A 16231-nucleotide genomic window follows, 5' to 3' on the forward strand; every position below is an offset into this window, starting at 1 on the left:
TCCCCCTCGCAGGGGGAGGGCTAGGGTGGGTGTAGTGAGGTCGAGCTACTGCATACGTTGGTTCGACCTCACTACCCCCATCCCAACCTTCCCCCTGAAAGGGGGAAGGGGCCTTACAGTGGTGCCAGATTCGTAGTCAATGCATTCACTGCGCTTAATGCGACGTCCCCAAATAAGCCCGGATCACATCCTCATTCCCCCGCACTTCATCCGGCGTACCATCCCCGATCTTCTTGCCGTAATCCAGCACCACCACCCGGTCGCTGATATCCATCACTACGCCCATGTCGTGCTCGATCAGTACCACCGTGGTGCCGAACTGGTCGTTCACGTCGAGGATGAAGCGGCACATGTCCTGCTTTTCCTCGACGTTCATGCCGGCCATCGGCTCGTCCAGCAGCAGCACTTCCGGTTCCATCGCCAGCGCGCGGCCGAGGTCGACCCGTTTCTGCAGGCCGTACGGCAGCTGGCCGACCGGCGTCTTGCGGATATGCTGGATTTCCAGGAAGTCGATGATCTCCTCCACCTTGACCCGGTGCGCGATCTCTTCCTTTTCCGCCGGCCCCCAGCGCAGCGCCTGCAGCAGCAGGTTCGATTTCATCTTCAGGTTGCGGCCAGTCATGATGTTGTCGAGCACTGACATGCCCTTGAACAAGGCGATGTTCTGGAAGGTCCGCGCGATGCCGCTCTTGGCCGCTGCGTGGGTGTTCATGTCCTTGCGGTGCTTGCCCTGGAAAACGATTTCACCCTGCTGCGGCCGGTAGACGCCGTTGATCACGTTCAGCATCGAACTCTTGCCGGCGCCGTTGGGGCCGATGATGGCGCGGATCTCGTGCTTGCGCACATCGAAGGAAATGTCGGTCAGGGCTTTCACGCCGCCGAACGACAGTGAAATGTTTTTCAGGCTGAGGATGACATCGCCGATCCGCCTGGCATTTGTCGTGGTCCCGCCGGTTGCGCCTTCGTCGTCTCGTTTCATGCTGCCTGCCTGATAGCGGGGAATGTCTTCACGTCACGGATCTGCAGGTCGGCGCTGATCATGCCTTGCCGCCCGTCTTCGAACTTCACCTGCGTTTCGATGTACTGCGAAGTCTTCTCCAAATACAGCGCATCGATCAGCACGCGGTATTTCTCGCTGATGAACTTGCGCCGCACCTTGCGCGTGCGCGTCAGCTCATCATCGTCCGGATCGAGTTCCTTGTGCAGGACGAGGAAACGATGGATCTGGGTGCCGCTCATCAGCGGTTCGGCGGCAAGATCGGCGTTCACCTTCTCCACGCATTCGGCGATCAGGTCGGCGGTCTCGCGCTTGCCCGCGAGATCGGTGTAGCCGGCGTAGGGCAGGCCGCGCCGCTCGGCCCAGTTGCCAACCGCGTCCATGTCGATGTTGATGAAGGCGCACACCCGGTCGCGCCCGTTGCCGAAGGCAACTGCTTCCTTGATGAAAGGGAAGAACTTGAGCTTGTTCTCGATGTAGTTGGGCGCGAAGATGTCGCCGCCGGACATCTTGCCCACGTCGGCCGCGCGGTCGATGATTTTCAGGTGGCCCTGCTCATCGAAGAAGCCGGCATCGCCGGTATGGAAATAGCCGTTTTCGTCGATCACCTCGGCGGTCGCGTCCGGCCGCTTGTAGTACTCCTTCAGCATCGCGGCAGAGCGCACCAGCACCTCGCCGTTGTCCGCGAGCTTCACTTCCACGCCGGGCGCGGGCAGGCCGACGCTATCGAACTTGATGTTGCCGTCGGGCTGCAGGCATACATAGGCACAGGTTTCGGTGGCGCCGTAGAGCTGCTTCAGGTTGACACCGATGGAGCGGTAGAAGCGGAACAGGTCGGGACCGATCGCCGCGCCGGCGGTGTAGGCCACGCGCACCCGCGACATGCCGAGCACGTTCTTCAGCGGGCCGTAGATCAGCATCTTGCCCAATGTGTAATTGATCCGGTCCATCATGCCGACCGGCTTGCCGTCGAGGATGTCGGAGCCGACCCGCCGCGCCACGTCCATGTAGTAATGGAACAGCTTGCGCTTGACGAAACCGGCATCCTCCATGCGGATCATCACCGTGGTCAGCAGGTTCTCGAAAATGCGCGGCGGCGCGAAGTAATAGGTCGGCCCGATCTCGCGCAGGTCGGTCATTACCGTATCGCCGGACTCGGGGCAGTTGACGGTGAAACCCGCCACCAGCGCCTGCGCGAAGGAGAACAGATGATCCCCCACCCATGCCATCGGCAGGTAGGACAGGATGTCGTCGGCATCGGTGAGCTTGTCGAAACCGACACCGCCGGTCGCCGCCGCGATCATCGCGCCATGCGCCATGCACACGCCTTTCGGCTTGCCGGTGGTGCCCGAGGTGTACATCATGATTGATACATCGTCGGGCTTGCCGGCAGCAACTTCGCGCAGGAAGAAATCCGGATTGGCGCGGTCGAACTCGCGGCCGAGCTGCTGCACGCTCTTGTACGAGGTCAGTTCCGGCTGCGTGTAGTTGCGCATGCCGCGCTCATCGTCGTAGATGATGTGCGAGATACGCGGCAGCGTGGCCTTGATCTCCATCAGCTTGTCGACCTGTTCCTGGTCCTCGACGATGGCGAAATCGATTTCCGCATCGTCCAGCACATAGGCCATGTCGGCCGCCGGCGCATCCTGGTACAGGGGCACGGGCACGCCGCCGAGGCATTGCGCGGCCATCATCGCCCAGTACAGGCGGGGCCGGTTATCGCCGACGATCGCCAGGTTCATGCCGCGCCGGAAGCCCATGGCCGCCAGCCCGCAGGCGAGCGCGCGCACTTCATCGTTGACCTGGGACCAGTTCCAGGTCTGCCAGATGCCCAGATCCTTTTCGCGGAACGCCGGTTTGCCCGGTCTTTGTTTCGCGTGCTGCATCAATATGCGCGGGAAGGTCTGCGTTCCCGCTGCGTGTGTCTCGTCCATCATCCCGCTCTTTCCTTTGACCTGCACTTCGGTAGAGAAGAGACGCCGTGACGGCGATGCAAGCGGCCCGTGCGCTTTCTGCACGCGGTATCCGCTTACAATATCTCCGTGATGTTCTTGGAACTCTTTTTGTCAGGATACTAGAGTGATGCGCCGTCGTGCGCTGTCATCTGATTGACAATCTACGCTTTAAAACAAACTAACTTCAACTATCTCGTTGACGCATTGCACAATGAATTCTGATAAAGCCTCCTTCAATCAATTGCTGCGCCAGACTATCTGGGCGCAGCAGCTGACGCCCGAGCAGATGGCGCGGGTGGAAGCGGAAACCATCGAGCAGTTCGTGCCGAAAGGCGGCTTCGTGTGCCGCAAGGGCGAGATGGTGGACGCATGGATCGGCGTGATCGAAGGCTTGATCAAGATCAACAATCTGTCGCCGGAGGGAAAATCGGTGACATTTGCCGGCGTGCCCGCCGGCGGCTGGATCGGCGAAGGCACGCTGCTCAAGCAGGAACACCGCAAGTACGATGTCACCGCATTGCGCGACAGCCGCATCGCGCGCATGCCGAGCAAGACCTTCATGTGGCTTCTCGATACCAGCCTGCCGTTCACCCGTTTCCTGCTGATGCAGCTGAACGAGCGGCTTGGGCAATTCATCGGCATGGTGGAGTTCGACCGTCTGCTGGACCCCGATGCCAAGGTGGCACGCTGCCTTGCAGCGCTGTTCAATCCCCATCTCTATCCCGGCACCAGCACGCTGCTGCAAATCTCGCAGGAGGAAGTCGGCTACCTGTCCGGTGCGTCGCGCCAGCGCGCCAACCAGGCGCTGCAGGTGCTGGAAAGGGAAGGTCTGCTGAAAGTCGATTACGGCGGCATCCAGATACTGGATCTGGAAGGATTGCGCAACTTCCGCAAGTGATATGTCGGGTACCAGACGCCGCAACTGTCGCGATCTTTAACTATCTCAACAATGGTCGAATGAGATACGACCCGCCCGGACATCCGCGCTACCATCAGGCAATACCTTATTGCCCGTCGAAGGAAGACCGCCGATGCCCGCCATGGAGTCACTTGCCGCATTCTGGTCCGGCCATGTGCTGGCGTCGAACCTGATCGTCGTCCTGAGCCTTTTTGGCGCATTGCTGCTGGGATTGCTGGTCGGCTATGAGCGCTCCTACCATGGCCGGGCCGCCGGCATGCGTACCTACGGCCTGGTGTGCATGGCCTCGGCGGCGCTGACGGTGATCGCCGGCTACCCCGGCGACTGGTTTGGAGGGCAAAACGGCGCGGAGGCCGGGATGCTGTACGGCGTGGACCCGACGCGCATCATCCAGGGCATCGTCACCGGCATCGGCTTCCTCGGTGCCGGCGTGATCATGAAGGAAGGCCTCAACATCAGCGGGCTGACCACCGCCGCGTCGATCTGGGCGGCATCGGTGATCGGCATCCTGGTCGGCGTCGGGTTTTATCCGGCCGCCATCGGTCTGGCGGTCCTGTCGGCGATGTGCATGGTATGGATACCGAAACTCGGCGCGCGACTGCCATCCCGGCAGGCGGTCGCATTCACGCTGCGTTTCTGTAAAGGCGTGCAACCCAGTGAGGAAAGACTGCGGCGCGCGGCACTCGAACGTGGTTATGAGATCGCGAACGGATCGATTGCCATTTCCGTCCGGAATGGCCAGGCGGAGTGGCATTTTGTCGGTGTCGCGCTCAACAAGGTCAGCGGCGCGCCGCTGACCGAGCTGGCGAGGGAATTGTCGGCCTTCGAAGGCGTGGAGAGCTTCCAGCTTTCACATGCGCGAAACTAGACGCCGGTCGGTTGACTAGCTGCTTGCAATCCCCACTGCATGTTCATCGGCGGTTCCGCGCAGATGCGCGCGCATCTTGTTGGAGATCGCTTCGACCATCGCTTCGTTGAACGCCGGAAGGTCGTCCGGCGTACGGCTACTGACGAGGTTGCCGTCCGTCACCGCTTCCTGGTCCACCCAGTTGCCGCCGGCACTACGGATTTCGTCCTGAAGCGTCGGATAACTGGTCAGCGTCCTGCCTTCCACCAGCTTGGCCGATACCAACAGCCATGCGCCGTGGCAGATCACGGCGATGGGCTTCTGTTCCTCGTCGATCCCCTGGACGAAGCGCTGGGCTTCCGGGATGTTGCGCAATTTTCCCGCATTGATTTCGCCCCCCGGCAATAGCACCGCGTGGAATTCCATCGGGTCGGCTTCCGTTAGCAGCAGATCGACGGTAAATTCATCGGCCTTCTGGTCGTGGTTGTAGCCTTGCACCTTGTCGAATTTGTCGGACACGATGGCGGTGGTTGCGCCGGCCTGTTCCAGCGCCTTTTTCGGCTCCGTGAGTTCGGATTGCTCAAAGCCATCGGTGACGAGAATCGCCACCTGCATGCCGTTCAGTACTGGATCCATGCTTGTTCTCCTGTCTGCAAATATGAAGTGGAGTAACCCGCATGGAAAAAGTTCGGCGGGGCATGAGGTCCCTTGGCTTTGCACATTGCGCCGGCGCGGTGGCCGTCACACTGTCTGATCTTCAACAATTGCGGTTGCCGAACCAGCATTCCGGAAACAAGTCGAACAATAACCAATCCGGCATTTGCGCGACACAACAGGGAGCCGAATGAATCACGCTTGACCCGTATTTATATAGTGGAGGCATTCATGAATATCAGCCGCATGTCGATCGTTCTTTCCGCCGCAGTCCTGTTCATGGCGGGATGCCAGAAGGCATCCGAGCCGCCAACGCCGGTGACATCGTCGGCCGCCGGATCGACGTCGTCGAGCACGTCGGTCGCTGCGCCGCCAAGCGCCATGCCGTCGTCGGACGCGACGATGAAGCCAGCCGCCCCGGGCAGCACCGGAAGCAGCGGTGACGCCCAATCGCCGACGCAGGCCAATCCAAGCACGTTAAGCAAGCAGGAAGAAAAAACCGCCATGCCGCAGTCTGGCCAGGTGAACAATCACTCCGTGCCCGACACGACCGGCGAGAAAAAATAACGGTCAGCGATTGGCGAAGGGGAAGAACAACCGCTCGCCATTGACCTTGAAGTCGGCAATACGCCTCTGGCCCGCGTCGGAGGTGATCCACTCGATCAATTGCATCGCGCCCTTGTGATTGGCGCCCGGATGCCTTGCCGGGTTGACGGCGATGATGCCGTAGGGGTTGAACATTTTCTTGTCTCCCTCGACCGCGATCGCCAATCCGGTTTTCGCCTTATAGGCGAGGTAGGTGGCGCGGTCGGTCAGCGTGTAAGCCTGCAGCTCCGCCGCCATCGTCAGCACTTCGCCCATGCCAAGCCCGGCGGAAATGTAGGCGCTGCCCACCGGCTGGGTGCCGATTTCCTTCCAATAGGCTTTTTCCATCTGGTCGGTCCCGGAATTGTCGCCGCGCGAAATGAACTTCGCTTTCGCGTCGACGATCTTCTTCATCGCGGCCGTCACATCCTTCATGCCCTTGATGCCGGCAGGGTCCGCGGTCGGGCCGACGATGATGAAATCGTTGTACATGACATCGCGCCGGTTCACCCCATGGCCCTCCGCCACGAACTTGTCCTCCGATGGCCGCGCATGCACCAGCGTCACATCGACATCGCCATTCTTCGCCAGCTCCAGCGCCTTGCCGGTCCCGACCGAAATCACGTGCACCTTGGTTTTTGATTGCGCTTCGAACTCCGGCAGCAGGAATTTCAGCAGGCCGGAATTCTCGGTGCTGGTGGTGGTGGAGAGGCGGATGACGTCCTGGGCCAAAGCGGGGAGGTGGAGGAGGGTGGCGGTCAGGGCGATGGTGAAGAAGCGTCCGAGGAATTGGAAATTCATGTCATGTCTCCGAAGTAGAAGCAATCGGCCACTTGCTCCTTCCCCCTGCAAGGGGGAAGGAGCATGCCAGCGGCATAATCAATATCTCATTAAGCTTCCCGCCCTCACGCCACCCGCACCCTGTTTTGCCGCGCCTGCAACCTTCCATCCCGCAGCTTCAGCCTCTGCACGCCCGGCAGTGCGATCAAATCGCGATCATGGCACGCCATGATCACGCTGCATCCCGCATCGATCAGCGACGGAATCAGGCGGATCACCTGTTCCCGTGCCGGGCCGTCGAGGTTCGCGGTCGGTTCGTCCAGCAACAGCAACCGGGGCGACAGCACCTTCGCACGCGCCAGGGCGACGCGCTGCTTTTCACCGCCCGACAGCGTGTGCGGCTTGCTGTTGCGCAGGTGCGCAAGCCCGGCCCACTGCAATGCTTCCTCGATGCGTTGCGCTGCATCAGCCTTGGCCACGCCGCGCGCCACAAGGCCATAGCCGATATTGTCGACGATGGTCGTTGAAAACAGGATCGGATGCTGGTGCACATAGACGATCGCGTCGCGCAATGCCCGCGGGTAGGGTTGGAAGGACACCGGTTCGCCGAGGAAGCGGGCGTCGCCGATTGCCGCCGGTTCCAGTCCGGCGAGGATGCGCAGCAGCGTGCTTTTGCCGGCGCCGTTCAGGCCGGTCAGCACATAGGCGCATCCGGCATTGACGGTCAGCGCGTCGATGTCAAACAGCAGCCGCTCGCCATACGCCTTGCGCAACAGCCGCAGCGACAGGATCGGGCTCATGATGCGCTCCGGACGCCGCGCGCATCGCCCTGCGCCAGCATCAGCAGGGCGTTGATTGCCAGGGCGAATGTGATCAGCACCAGCCCGAGCGCGATGCCCTGCGCAAAATCCCCCTTGCTGGTTTCGAGTGCGATCGCGGTGGTGATGGTGCGGGTTTCGCCGGCGATGTTGCCGCCCACCATGATGGCGCAGCCCACTTCGGAAATCACCCGGCCGAAACCGGTGATGACGGCCGCCATGACGCCGAAGCGCACTTCATACAGCACCGTTGTCATGACGCGCCATGCCGATGCGCCGAGGCTAAGCGCGGTTTCGGCGATGCGGATGTCTGCCGCCTGCACCGCCGCCAGCGTGAAGGCGATCAGCACCGGCAGCGCGATGAGTACCTGTCCGGCGATGACGCCGGATTGCGAAAACAGCCATTGCAGGCTGCCGAACGGTCCCTGGCGCGACAGCATCAGGTAGAGCAGCAGGCCGATCAATACCGTCGGCAGCGATAGCGATACCTGGGCGAGCCAGATGACGATGCGGCGGCCCTTGAAGCTGCGGGTGGCTAGCGCATACCCGGCCAGCACGGCGATGGGTGCGGCGATCAGCAGCGCGATGAAGGAGGTTTTCAGGGAGACCCAGATGATTTGCCATAGCGCGGCGTCGCCGGAGAAGAGGAGGGCAAAGGCGTCGTTGATGGCGGTGAGGAGGTGCATTGGGTGAGGCTAGGGAGTGCGGATGAGTGTCATTCTACTGAGAGTTTGAGATGTGGTTTGCAGTGGGTCTGGTGAACGCATACTGCTTCTATCCTTACCGTCTCGCTTCCCGATGTAAAGGAAAGGTCCCTTCCCCCTTCCAGGGGGAAGGCTAGGATGGGGGTAGTGAGTATCAACCAAAGACTACCTCGGCAACAATATCGAATGCAAAGGGAAACCAGTGCAGGAATTCTCTTCGTTAATTCAACGCTTTCCTTTCTTCGAAGAGACCAGCCGGGACTGGCCCCGGCGGGCCACCTCCTTTTTTGCTTCGCCAAAAAAGGAGGCAAAAAAGGGCTGGAGCACTGCTCCAGCGAGGCAAAGTCGCTGCCCTTCGGGTCCCCGAGGAAGTGACGCACCAAGCGGGAAGCGAAATAAACTCGCCTGCGGCTCAGACAAATTTCGCTTCTATATCCGCTCGGCACGCCACTTCCTCGGCAGCGCCACAGCGGAATTCAACAACCACAGCCTCTATGCGCAACCCTGGCGATTTGCAGTCAGCTTACCCATTCTTGGCAAATGCCTCACGCCACCCTTAACCCGCCTTCCAGCAGATGCGGTTCAAGAATTAACCTCTCCTTGCCCGTCAGCAGCAGGAAATGCTTGCCGGTGCAGCGCGCCAGCAGCGACATGCCGAGTTTTTCGGCGACCATGTGGCCCATCTGGGTGGTGCCGGAGCGGGAGAGCAGGAAGGGGATGCCCATCTGTGCGCCCTTGATGACCATTTCCGAGGTCAGCCGGCCGGTGGTGTAGAAGATCTTGTCGTCGCCGCCGATGTCGTCCAGCCACATGCGGCCGGCGATGGAGTCGACCGCATTGTGGCGGCCGACGTCCTCGACGAAGTACAGCAGTTCGCCATCCGACGAGAACAGCGCGCAGCCGTGCACCGAGCCAGCCTGCTTGTAGATCGATTGCTGTACGCGGATGGTATCGACGATCTTGTACAGCGTCGATTGCTTCAGGCGCGCGTCGGGCGAGAGGGTGATGCTGTCGACCTCATCCATCAAACCGCCGAAGACCGAGCCCTGGCCGCAGCCGGTCGTGACGACTTTTTTCGACGTCCGTTCTTCCACGTCGGCAATGCCGTTGCGGGTGGTGACGGCAACCGCTTCCACTTCCCAGTCGACCTGCACCGATTCGATCTCGTCGATGGACCGCACCAGCCGCTGGTTGCGCAGATAGCCGAGCGTCAGGGCTTCCGGCGCGCCGCCCAGGGTCATCAGGGTGACGAGTTCGCGCTTGTCGACATAGACAGTGAGCGGCCGTTCGGCCGGGATCGAGATGGTGGACAGGCGGCCGCGCTCGTCCATGACTTCGACTTCCCTGGTGAGAGGGACGGTGGCACTGGAAAGAAGAGGGCGGCGTGACATGGCGAATCGCTTTATTCCGGGTCTGGCATGGCGACCGGCATCGCCATGCATCGTGCTGCGTGGTTTGCTGCCTTACTTCTTCGTTTCAGCGGCCTGGGCCGGTTGGGCCTGCTGGGTCTGCTGACCCGCCGCCGGTACCGGCTTGGCATCGGCGACGCCGACCTGGGTTGCCTGCTGTGCCGCCACGTAGGGGCCGGGATCGGTGCATGCCGGGACTTCCGGCCCGCCCTTGATGCTCACGTTCTTGGTCTTCGCGTAGTATGCCGCGACCTTGTCCTGCGACAGGCAGAGTTTGTAGGCGGCAACCTTGTCGCCCCACGCCGCCTTGTCCTTGGCGGCTGCTGCTGCGGCGGTTGCTTCCGGGGTCGGCGGTGGCAGTTTTGCCTGCGCCGCGCCGCAAATTGCAAGGGCGATCAAGCCGAACGACAACTTCTTCATGTGCGGTTCTCCTTCAGGACCGTTGGACGGGCGGCGACGGATTTCTTCGTGCGCATGCGCGGAATCTCGCCATTCTCGATTTGCTGATACCACAGGTCATGGTGCTCCTTGGCCCACGTCTCGTCCACATAGCCTGTGCGCATTGCCTGATATGCACCTTCCATGCCAAGCGTGCCGATGTAGATATGGGCAAACGACATCGCGGTGACCAGCGTCGCCGAGCTCAGGTGGATGATGTTGGCGACCTGCATCATGCTGCGGTCATACTGCAGGCCCGGCACGATCATGTTGAGCACGAAACCCGAAGTGCTGACAACGAGGCCGAGCAATACCACGCCGAACCAGAACCATAGTTTTTCGCCGGCATTGAAACGGCCGGCGCTGACATGGCCCTTGCCGACCGCGCCGCCGAGACGCTTGATCCACTCGATATCGGTCGCATGCGGCAGGTTGTCCTTTACATAGATCACGAAGAACACCAGGGTCGATATGGTGAACAGCGGGCCGACGAAGTTGTGGATGTTCTTGCACGCATAGGCCAGCCAGCCGAACAGCGTGTGGCCGAACACCGGCAGCAGCACGTACTTGCCGAACAGCATCGCGATGCCGGTGATCGCCAGCACCACGAAGCTGATCGCCATCGTCCAGTGGGCGATGCGCTCCACGGAGGTGAAGCGTTCGATCAGGCGGCCGGTTCGGGGATGCTGCAGCTTGATCGGGCCTTTCAGCAGGAACATGCCGGCAATACCCAGGATCGCCACGATCAGCAGCCAGCCGCCGATCTGCGTCAGCGGACCGTTACGGTACTGCCGCCATGCCTCGCCGGCGGTCACGGCCTGCGCCTGTCCGGGGAACTGTGCCTTCGGCTGGATCAGGACGCCGGCTTCCGGGTACGGCAGGCTGGAATAGTTCTCCGTGCCTTCCTTGATGGTGCGCCACACCGGCGCGTTGTTGCCGGGCTGAACGACGGCGCGCTCGGCCTGATTCTGCTTGAGGATGTCGACCGATTCGACATTCGGCGCCGCCGACGCCTGCTGTGCGATGGCCGGTGTCGCCGACATCGTCAGGACCGACAGCCCGATGGCAAGACTGGCAAACCATGTTTTCATGATGTTTCCCTCTGCTCATGCGGCGCAGTCACCTGCCCGTGCGCCGCACGACGCGTTCAGTTGCTTTTGACGTACTCGTTCTGCTGCTGCGAACGGGTGCGAAGCTGGGTTTCCCATGCCGTCTTGTCGCCGGCGGTCCAGCCTTTTTCCATGTAGGCGTTTTTCGTGCCCTGCCATGGCGGGCTGTCGCCCCTGCTGCCCGTCGTTTGCTCTTTCTCGCCGCAGGCGGCCAGGACAATCAGGGATGCGGATGCCAGTAACAGTTTCATCATGATTTTTTCCCTTCCGTACCGTTGGCCGACCCGTTCCCATTCCCATTCGCCGGCCCGTTCGGGGCCTTGCCGTAGGCGGTGCCCCAGCCCCACACTTCGCTGCCCTTGCCGCGTCGCATGACACGGGTGCGGAAGATGTCGGCGATCGCATCGCCGTCGCCGCCCAGGAGCGCCTTGGTCGAGCACATTTCCGCGCAGGCCGGCAGCTTGCCTTCGGCAAGGCGGTTGCGGCCGTATTTCTCGAACTCCGCCTTCGAGCCGTTTTCCTCCGGACCGCCGGCGCAGAAGGTGCACTTGTCCATCTTGCCGCGCAGGCCGAAAGCGCCATTGGACGGGAACTGCGGCGCGCCGAACGGGCAGGCATACGAGCAGTAACCGCAGCCGATGCAGGTGTCCTTGTTGTGCAGTACCACGCCTTCGTCGGTGCGGTAGAAGCAGTCGACCGGGCAGACCGCCGCGCAGGGCGCATCCGAGCAGTGCATGCAAGCCACCGAGATCGATTTCTCCTGGCCGATCACGCCGTCGTTGACGGTCACCACCCGGCGGCGGTTCACGCCCCAGGGCACCTCGTGCTCGTTCTTGCAGGCGGTGACGCAGCCATTGCATTCGATGCAACGCTCCGAGTCGCAAATGAATTTCATCCGTGCCATGTTTGTCTCCTCAGCGTCTTATCGATCAAGCGGTAAAACGCTCGATATTGCAAATCGTGGTCTTGGTTTCCTGCATCATGGTCACCGAGTCGTAGCCGTAGGTCGTGGCGGTATTGACCGCCTCGCCGCGCACCACCGGCGCCGCGCCTTCCGGATAGGAATCGATCATGTCCTTGCCCTGCCACCAGCCGGAGAAGTGGAACGGGATGAACGCGGTATCAGGACCGACGCGCGGGGTCACCAGCGCCTTCACCTTCAGCCGGGCGCCGGTCGGCGTCGACACGATCACAAACTCGCCGTTGCGGATGCCGCGGTCGGCGGCCGCCTTCGGATTGATCTCGACGAAGTTTTCCTGCTGCAGCTCGGCCAGCCACGGATTGGACCGGGTTTCCTCGCCGCCGCCCTCGTACTCGACCAGTCGGCCCGAGGTGAGGATGATCGGGAATTTCTCGGCCAGCTTGGCTTCGACGTTCTTGTCCTGCACCGACTTGAACAAGGTCGGCAGGCGCCAGAAGGCTTTCTTGTCTTCGTGCGTCGGGTACTTGGCGACGAGGTCCGGGCGGGTGTTGTAGAGCGGTTCGCGGTGCAAGGGGATCGGGTCGGGGAAGTTCCACACCACCGCGCGGGCTTTCGCATTGCCGAACGGGTGCACGCCATGCACTTTCAGGCAGACGCGCTGGATGCCTCCGGACAGGTCGGTCTTCCAGTTCTTGCCTTCCGCCGCTTTCTGCTCCGCCTCGGTCAGGTCGCCCCACCAGCCGAGCTTCTTCAGCAACACGTGGTCGAACTCCGGATAGCCGGTGGTGATATCGGCGCCGACGGAATGCGAGCCGTCTTCCGCCAGCAGGTTCACGCCCTCGCGCTCGACGCCGAAGTTGGCGCGGAAGTTGCCGCCGCCGTCCATTACATGCTTGGTGGTGTCGTACAGGTTAGGTGAGCCGGGGTGCTTCAATTCGGCATTGCCGTAGCAGGGCCAGGGCAGGCCGAAGTAATCGCCGGTCATGTCATAGCCGGTTACCGGATCCTTGCCGCCCTTGCACTTGAGCGTTTTTACATCGAACAGATGCATGTTCCGCATGTGCGCCTTCAGCCGTTCCGGCGACTGGCCGGTGTAGCCGATGGTCCAGGTGCCGCGATTGATTTCGCGCAGCATGTCTTCCGGCTCCGGCTCCATCATGCCGCCCTTGCCCGGCACCAGCTTGATCTTCGCGACCAGTTCCTTGCCGAAGCCGAGCTTCTCGGCCAGCTGGTACATGATCATGTGGTCGGTGCGCGACTCGAACAGCGGCTCGATGACTTTCTCGCGCCACTGGATCGAACGGTTGGATGCAGTCACCGAACCGGAGGTTTCGAATTGGGTCGCCGCCGGCAGCAGGTACACCGCGCGGTTCGGGTTTAGCTCCTGGCCGTCCACCTTCATCGCCGCCATCGCCGCCGTGGCGGACGGATAGGGGTCGATCACCACCAGCAGGTCGAGCTTGTCGAAGGCCTTCTTCATGTCGAGGCCGCGCGTCTGCGAGTTCGGCGCATGGCCCCAGAACACCATCGCCTTGACGTTGCTGTCCTGGTCGATCAGTTCATTCTTTTCCAGCACCGCATCCACCCAGCGCGACACCGTCGTGCCGGATTTTTCCATCATCGCCTGCGAGGCGAACTGCTTCTTGATCCATTCGTAATCGACGCCCCACACTGTTGCCCAATGCTTCCAGGAACCGGTCGCCAGGCCGTAGTAGCCGGGCAGGGAGTCCGGGTTCGGGCCGACGTCGGTCGCGCCCTGCACGTTGTCGTGGCCGCGGAAGATGTTGGCGCCGCCGCCGGAGACGCCGATGTTGCCGAGCGCCAGCTGCAGGATGCAGGATGCGCGGACCATCGCGTTGCCGATCGTATGCTGCGTCTGTCCCATGCACCAGACGATGGTGGATGGACGGTTCTTGGCCATGGTTTCGGCCGCCTTGAAGATCTCGGCCTCCGGCACGCCGGACACGTCCTCGACCCGGTCCGGCGTCCACTTCATGATTTCTTCCTTGACCTTGTCCATGCCGTAGACGCGGTCATTGATGTACTTCTTGTCTTCCCAGCCGTTCTTGAACACATGGTAGGCGATACCGAACAGCACGGCGACGTCGCTGCCGGAGCGGAAGCGGATGTACTGGTCCGCCTTGGCCGCGGTGCGGGTGAAGCGCGGATCGCAGACGATCATCTTGGTGCCGGTTTCCTTCGCATGCAGCATGTGCAGCATGGACACCGGGTGCGCTTCCGCGGCGTTGGAGCCGATATACAGCGCCGCTTTCGCGTTCTGCATATCGTTGTAGCTGTTGGTCATCGCCCCATAGCCCCAGGTGTTCGCGACGCCGGCCACCGTGGTGGAGTGGCAAATGCGGGCCTGGTGGTCGGTGTTGTTGGTGCCGAAGAAGGACACGAACTTGCGCATCAGCGCCGCCTGTTCGTTGTTGTGCTTCGACGAGCCGACCCAGAACACCGAATCCGGCCCGCTGGTTTTTCGCATGTCGAGCAGCCTGGCGGATATTTCGTTTAGCGCCTGGTCCCAGCTGATGCGCTGGTATTTGCCGTTGACCAGCTTCATCGGGTACTTCAGCCGGTACTCGCCGTGGCCGTGCTCGCGCAGCGCCGCGCCCTTGGCACAGTGCGCGCCGAGGTTGAGCGGCGAATCGAATACCGGTTCCTGGCGCACCCAGACGCCGTTCTCGACCACCGCATCCACCGCGCAGCCGACCGAGCAGTGGGTGCACACGGTACGTTTCACCTCGATCTTGCCGCCGCCCGCGCCTGCGGCGCTGTCCGCCGCCTTCGCCTTCTGGATCAGGTTCAGCTGGGAAGCGGCAATGCCGGCGCCGACGCCGATGCCGGAACGTTTCAGGAACGTTCGTCGGTCCATGGTCGGCAATGCGCGCGACAGGGTCTGGCTGAGGCTGGATGAAAAACGATTGGGCGAGCGCTGGCCTGACTGGCCCTTGCGAGTCAACAGCATGGTTGTCCCCTCGACGGTTGACGGTTAGATGGTGGTGGTGCGGTAGTATTTTTTGACGTGTTCCGTCATCCGGTAACCGGTACCCGCCGGTTTTTCCGGGGCGGGTTCCGCGACGGCGGCGGTGACGGCTTTGGGGGAAAGTTTCGCTGCGATGCCTGCGGCTGCGACTAATCCGAGACCGGCGAAGAAGCTCCTTCTTGCGATCTTGCTCTGCTCTGCCATGGCTGTCTCCTGTGTGGCATGAGTAATCTGTCGTTACTTTTTTATGTAGTTCAAGTTAGCACAATCTTTCCGGCGCGTGTATTGCGGTGCAACATGCGGCGGAGTCCTCGTCGTGCATTATATTGGTGCAGAGTAACACTATATTGTTTGGTTTGGTGTGGCTGGCTGTGTGGTTGAAAAGATTTCATGCGTCGAAAGCGTCGCGTGAGGTTCCCTCCTCCCTAAAAAGGGGAAGGAGCTTTTCCGCCTACAATCTTTGAATACGCGATCACAAGCATTACGCCATATCAAACGCCTGCATCTCCACCTCAAAAAAACTTTTCGCCAGCCGCGCCACCGGCGCATAAAAGCGCGTCCCCGGATGCGCCGTCACCGCATCGCACATCTGCAGCACCCAGGGCTGCATGTGATTCGCGAAGAACTGCTTCTGCGTTGCGACATTGGCATGCAGCGGATCGTCCGACGCGATCAGGTAGCGCATGACTTCGCACAGCGATGCGACATGATCCTCGCTCTCCGGCACGCGTTCATCCCGTTGCAACCCGAGATTCGCGAGGTCGGTGCGCAGCGCCGCCAGCGGTTTTTCCATCAGAAAGCCGGACAGGTAGAAGGACCCGTACAACATCACCTCCGGTTTGCCGACGCCGAGGAAAAGCGCCTCATACTCTTCCCTCACCAATTCTGCCTGCGCAAGCTTGCATGAAGCTGACAGCTCCGCCCATGCCTGTTCAAGCACGCCCTCGCCCTCGCTGCGCGCTGACGCGATCGTGTCCAGGAGCTGCTGCGACGGCGGCGCGTAGAAGAGGGTGGCCAGCAAGCCATAGAGGTCGGCGCGGGCGGTTTCCTCGCCCTGGTCGGGCGCTTCGAATTTCAGGGGCTGGGCACTGGTCATGTGTTTGTC

The 16231-nt window shown here is 61.6% G+C and carries 17 protein-coding genes; 3 read left to right on the forward strand and 14 right to left on the reverse strand.

What is annotated here, in order from left to right:
• Positions 1-154: 154 nt before the first annotated feature.
• Positions 155-979, reverse strand: coding sequence for an ABC transporter ATP-binding protein (locus VGU61_RS14405; protein WP_326859840.1), 825 nt, complete (start codon positions 977-979; stop codon positions 155-157).
• Positions 976-2931, reverse strand: a complete 1956-nt coding sequence (locus VGU61_RS14410) for an AMP-binding protein (RefSeq protein ID WP_326859877.1) — start codon at positions 2929-2931, stop codon at positions 976-978. The genes VGU61_RS14405 and VGU61_RS14410 overlap by 4 nt, the downstream gene beginning before the upstream one ends.
• Positions 2932-3163: 232 nt before the next feature.
• Between VGU61_RS14410 and VGU61_RS14415 the strand changes: the two genes are divergently transcribed.
• Positions 3164-3850, forward strand: a complete 687-nt coding sequence (locus VGU61_RS14415) for a Crp/Fnr family transcriptional regulator (protein WP_326859841.1) — start codon at positions 3164-3166, stop codon at positions 3848-3850.
• Positions 3851-3983: 133 nt separating this feature from the next.
• Entirely contained in the window at positions 3984-4739 is a 756-nt protein-coding gene (locus tag VGU61_RS14420) for an MgtC/SapB family protein (RefSeq protein ID WP_326859842.1), read from the forward strand.
• 15 nt (positions 4740-4754) lie between these two features.
• On the opposite strand, the gene VGU61_RS14425 is transcribed toward VGU61_RS14420, so the two are convergent.
• Positions 4755-5354 (reverse strand): type 1 glutamine amidotransferase domain-containing protein, encoded by a 600-nt coding sequence (locus VGU61_RS14425; RefSeq protein ID WP_326859843.1) that lies wholly within the window; start codon positions 5352-5354, stop codon positions 4755-4757.
• Positions 5355-5603: 249 nt separating this feature from the next.
• Between VGU61_RS14425 and VGU61_RS14430 the strand changes: the two genes are divergently transcribed.
• The gene (locus tag VGU61_RS14430; protein WP_326859844.1) at positions 5604-5939 is read left to right on the forward strand and encodes a hypothetical protein; all 336 of its coding nucleotides are present in this window, start codon (positions 5604-5606) and stop codon (positions 5937-5939) included.
• A gap of 3 nt (positions 5940-5942) precedes the next feature.
• Here the strand turns inward: VGU61_RS14430 and VGU61_RS14435 are convergent, their stop codons facing one another.
• From VGU61_RS14435 to VGU61_RS14485, 11 genes are all read right to left on the reverse strand, one after another.
• Complete coding sequence (locus tag VGU61_RS14435; protein WP_326859845.1) at positions 5943-6758, reverse strand: substrate-binding domain-containing protein; 816 nt, start codon at positions 6756-6758, stop codon at positions 5943-5945.
• Positions 6759-6862: 104 nt separating this feature from the next.
• Positions 6863-7537 (reverse strand): energy-coupling factor ABC transporter ATP-binding protein, encoded by a 675-nt coding sequence (locus tag VGU61_RS14440; protein WP_326859846.1) that lies wholly within the window; start codon positions 7535-7537, stop codon positions 6863-6865.
• Positions 7534-8241 carry an ABC transporter permease gene (locus VGU61_RS14445; RefSeq protein WP_326859847.1) on the reverse strand — a complete coding sequence of 236 codons (708 nt, stop codon included), beginning with the start codon at positions 8239-8241 and terminating at the stop codon, positions 7534-7536. Before VGU61_RS14445 ends, VGU61_RS14440 begins: the two co-directional genes overlap by 4 nt.
• A 563-nt stretch (positions 8242-8804) precedes the next feature.
• Complete coding sequence (locus VGU61_RS14450) at positions 8805-9650, reverse strand: formate dehydrogenase accessory sulfurtransferase FdhD (RefSeq protein WP_326859848.1); 846 nt, start codon at positions 9648-9650, stop codon at positions 8805-8807.
• A 72-nt stretch (positions 9651-9722) separates the two neighbouring features.
• Positions 9723-10088, reverse strand: coding sequence for a hypothetical protein (locus VGU61_RS14455; RefSeq protein WP_326859849.1), 366 nt, complete (start codon positions 10086-10088; stop codon positions 9723-9725).
• Positions 10085-11197 (reverse strand): formate dehydrogenase subunit gamma, encoded by a 1113-nt coding sequence (locus tag VGU61_RS14460; protein WP_326859850.1) that lies wholly within the window; start codon positions 11195-11197, stop codon positions 10085-10087. The genes VGU61_RS14455 and VGU61_RS14460 overlap by 4 nt, the downstream gene beginning before the upstream one ends.
• 56 nt (positions 11198-11253) lie before the next feature.
• Positions 11254-11469 carry a hypothetical protein gene (locus VGU61_RS14465; RefSeq protein ID WP_326859851.1) on the reverse strand — a complete coding sequence of 72 codons (216 nt, stop codon included), beginning with the start codon at positions 11467-11469 and terminating at the stop codon, positions 11254-11256.
• Complete coding sequence (gene fdh3B, locus VGU61_RS14470) at positions 11466-12119, reverse strand: formate dehydrogenase FDH3 subunit beta (RefSeq protein ID WP_326859852.1); 654 nt, start codon at positions 12117-12119, stop codon at positions 11466-11468. Before fdh3B ends, VGU61_RS14465 begins: the two co-directional genes overlap by 4 nt.
• A 25-nt stretch (positions 12120-12144) precedes the next feature.
• The gene (locus VGU61_RS14475) at positions 12145-15108 is read right to left on the reverse strand and encodes a formate dehydrogenase subunit alpha (RefSeq protein ID WP_326859853.1); all 2964 of its coding nucleotides are present in this window, start codon (positions 15106-15108) and stop codon (positions 12145-12147) included.
• Between the two features lie 24 nt (positions 15109-15132).
• On the reverse strand, positions 15133-15330 hold the full coding sequence (locus tag VGU61_RS14480; protein WP_326859855.1) for a hypothetical protein: 198 nt from the start codon (positions 15328-15330) through the stop codon (positions 15133-15135).
• 277 nt (positions 15331-15607) lie between these two features.
• The gene (locus VGU61_RS14485) at positions 15608-16222 is read right to left on the reverse strand and encodes a TorD/DmsD family molecular chaperone (RefSeq protein WP_326859856.1); all 615 of its coding nucleotides are present in this window, start codon (positions 16220-16222) and stop codon (positions 15608-15610) included.
• Positions 16223-16231 lie beyond the last annotated feature (9 nt).

Source organism: Noviherbaspirillum sp. (genome assembly GCF_035944575.1).
GTDB lineage: Bacteria > Pseudomonadota > Gammaproteobacteria > Burkholderiales > Burkholderiaceae_D > Noviherbaspirillum.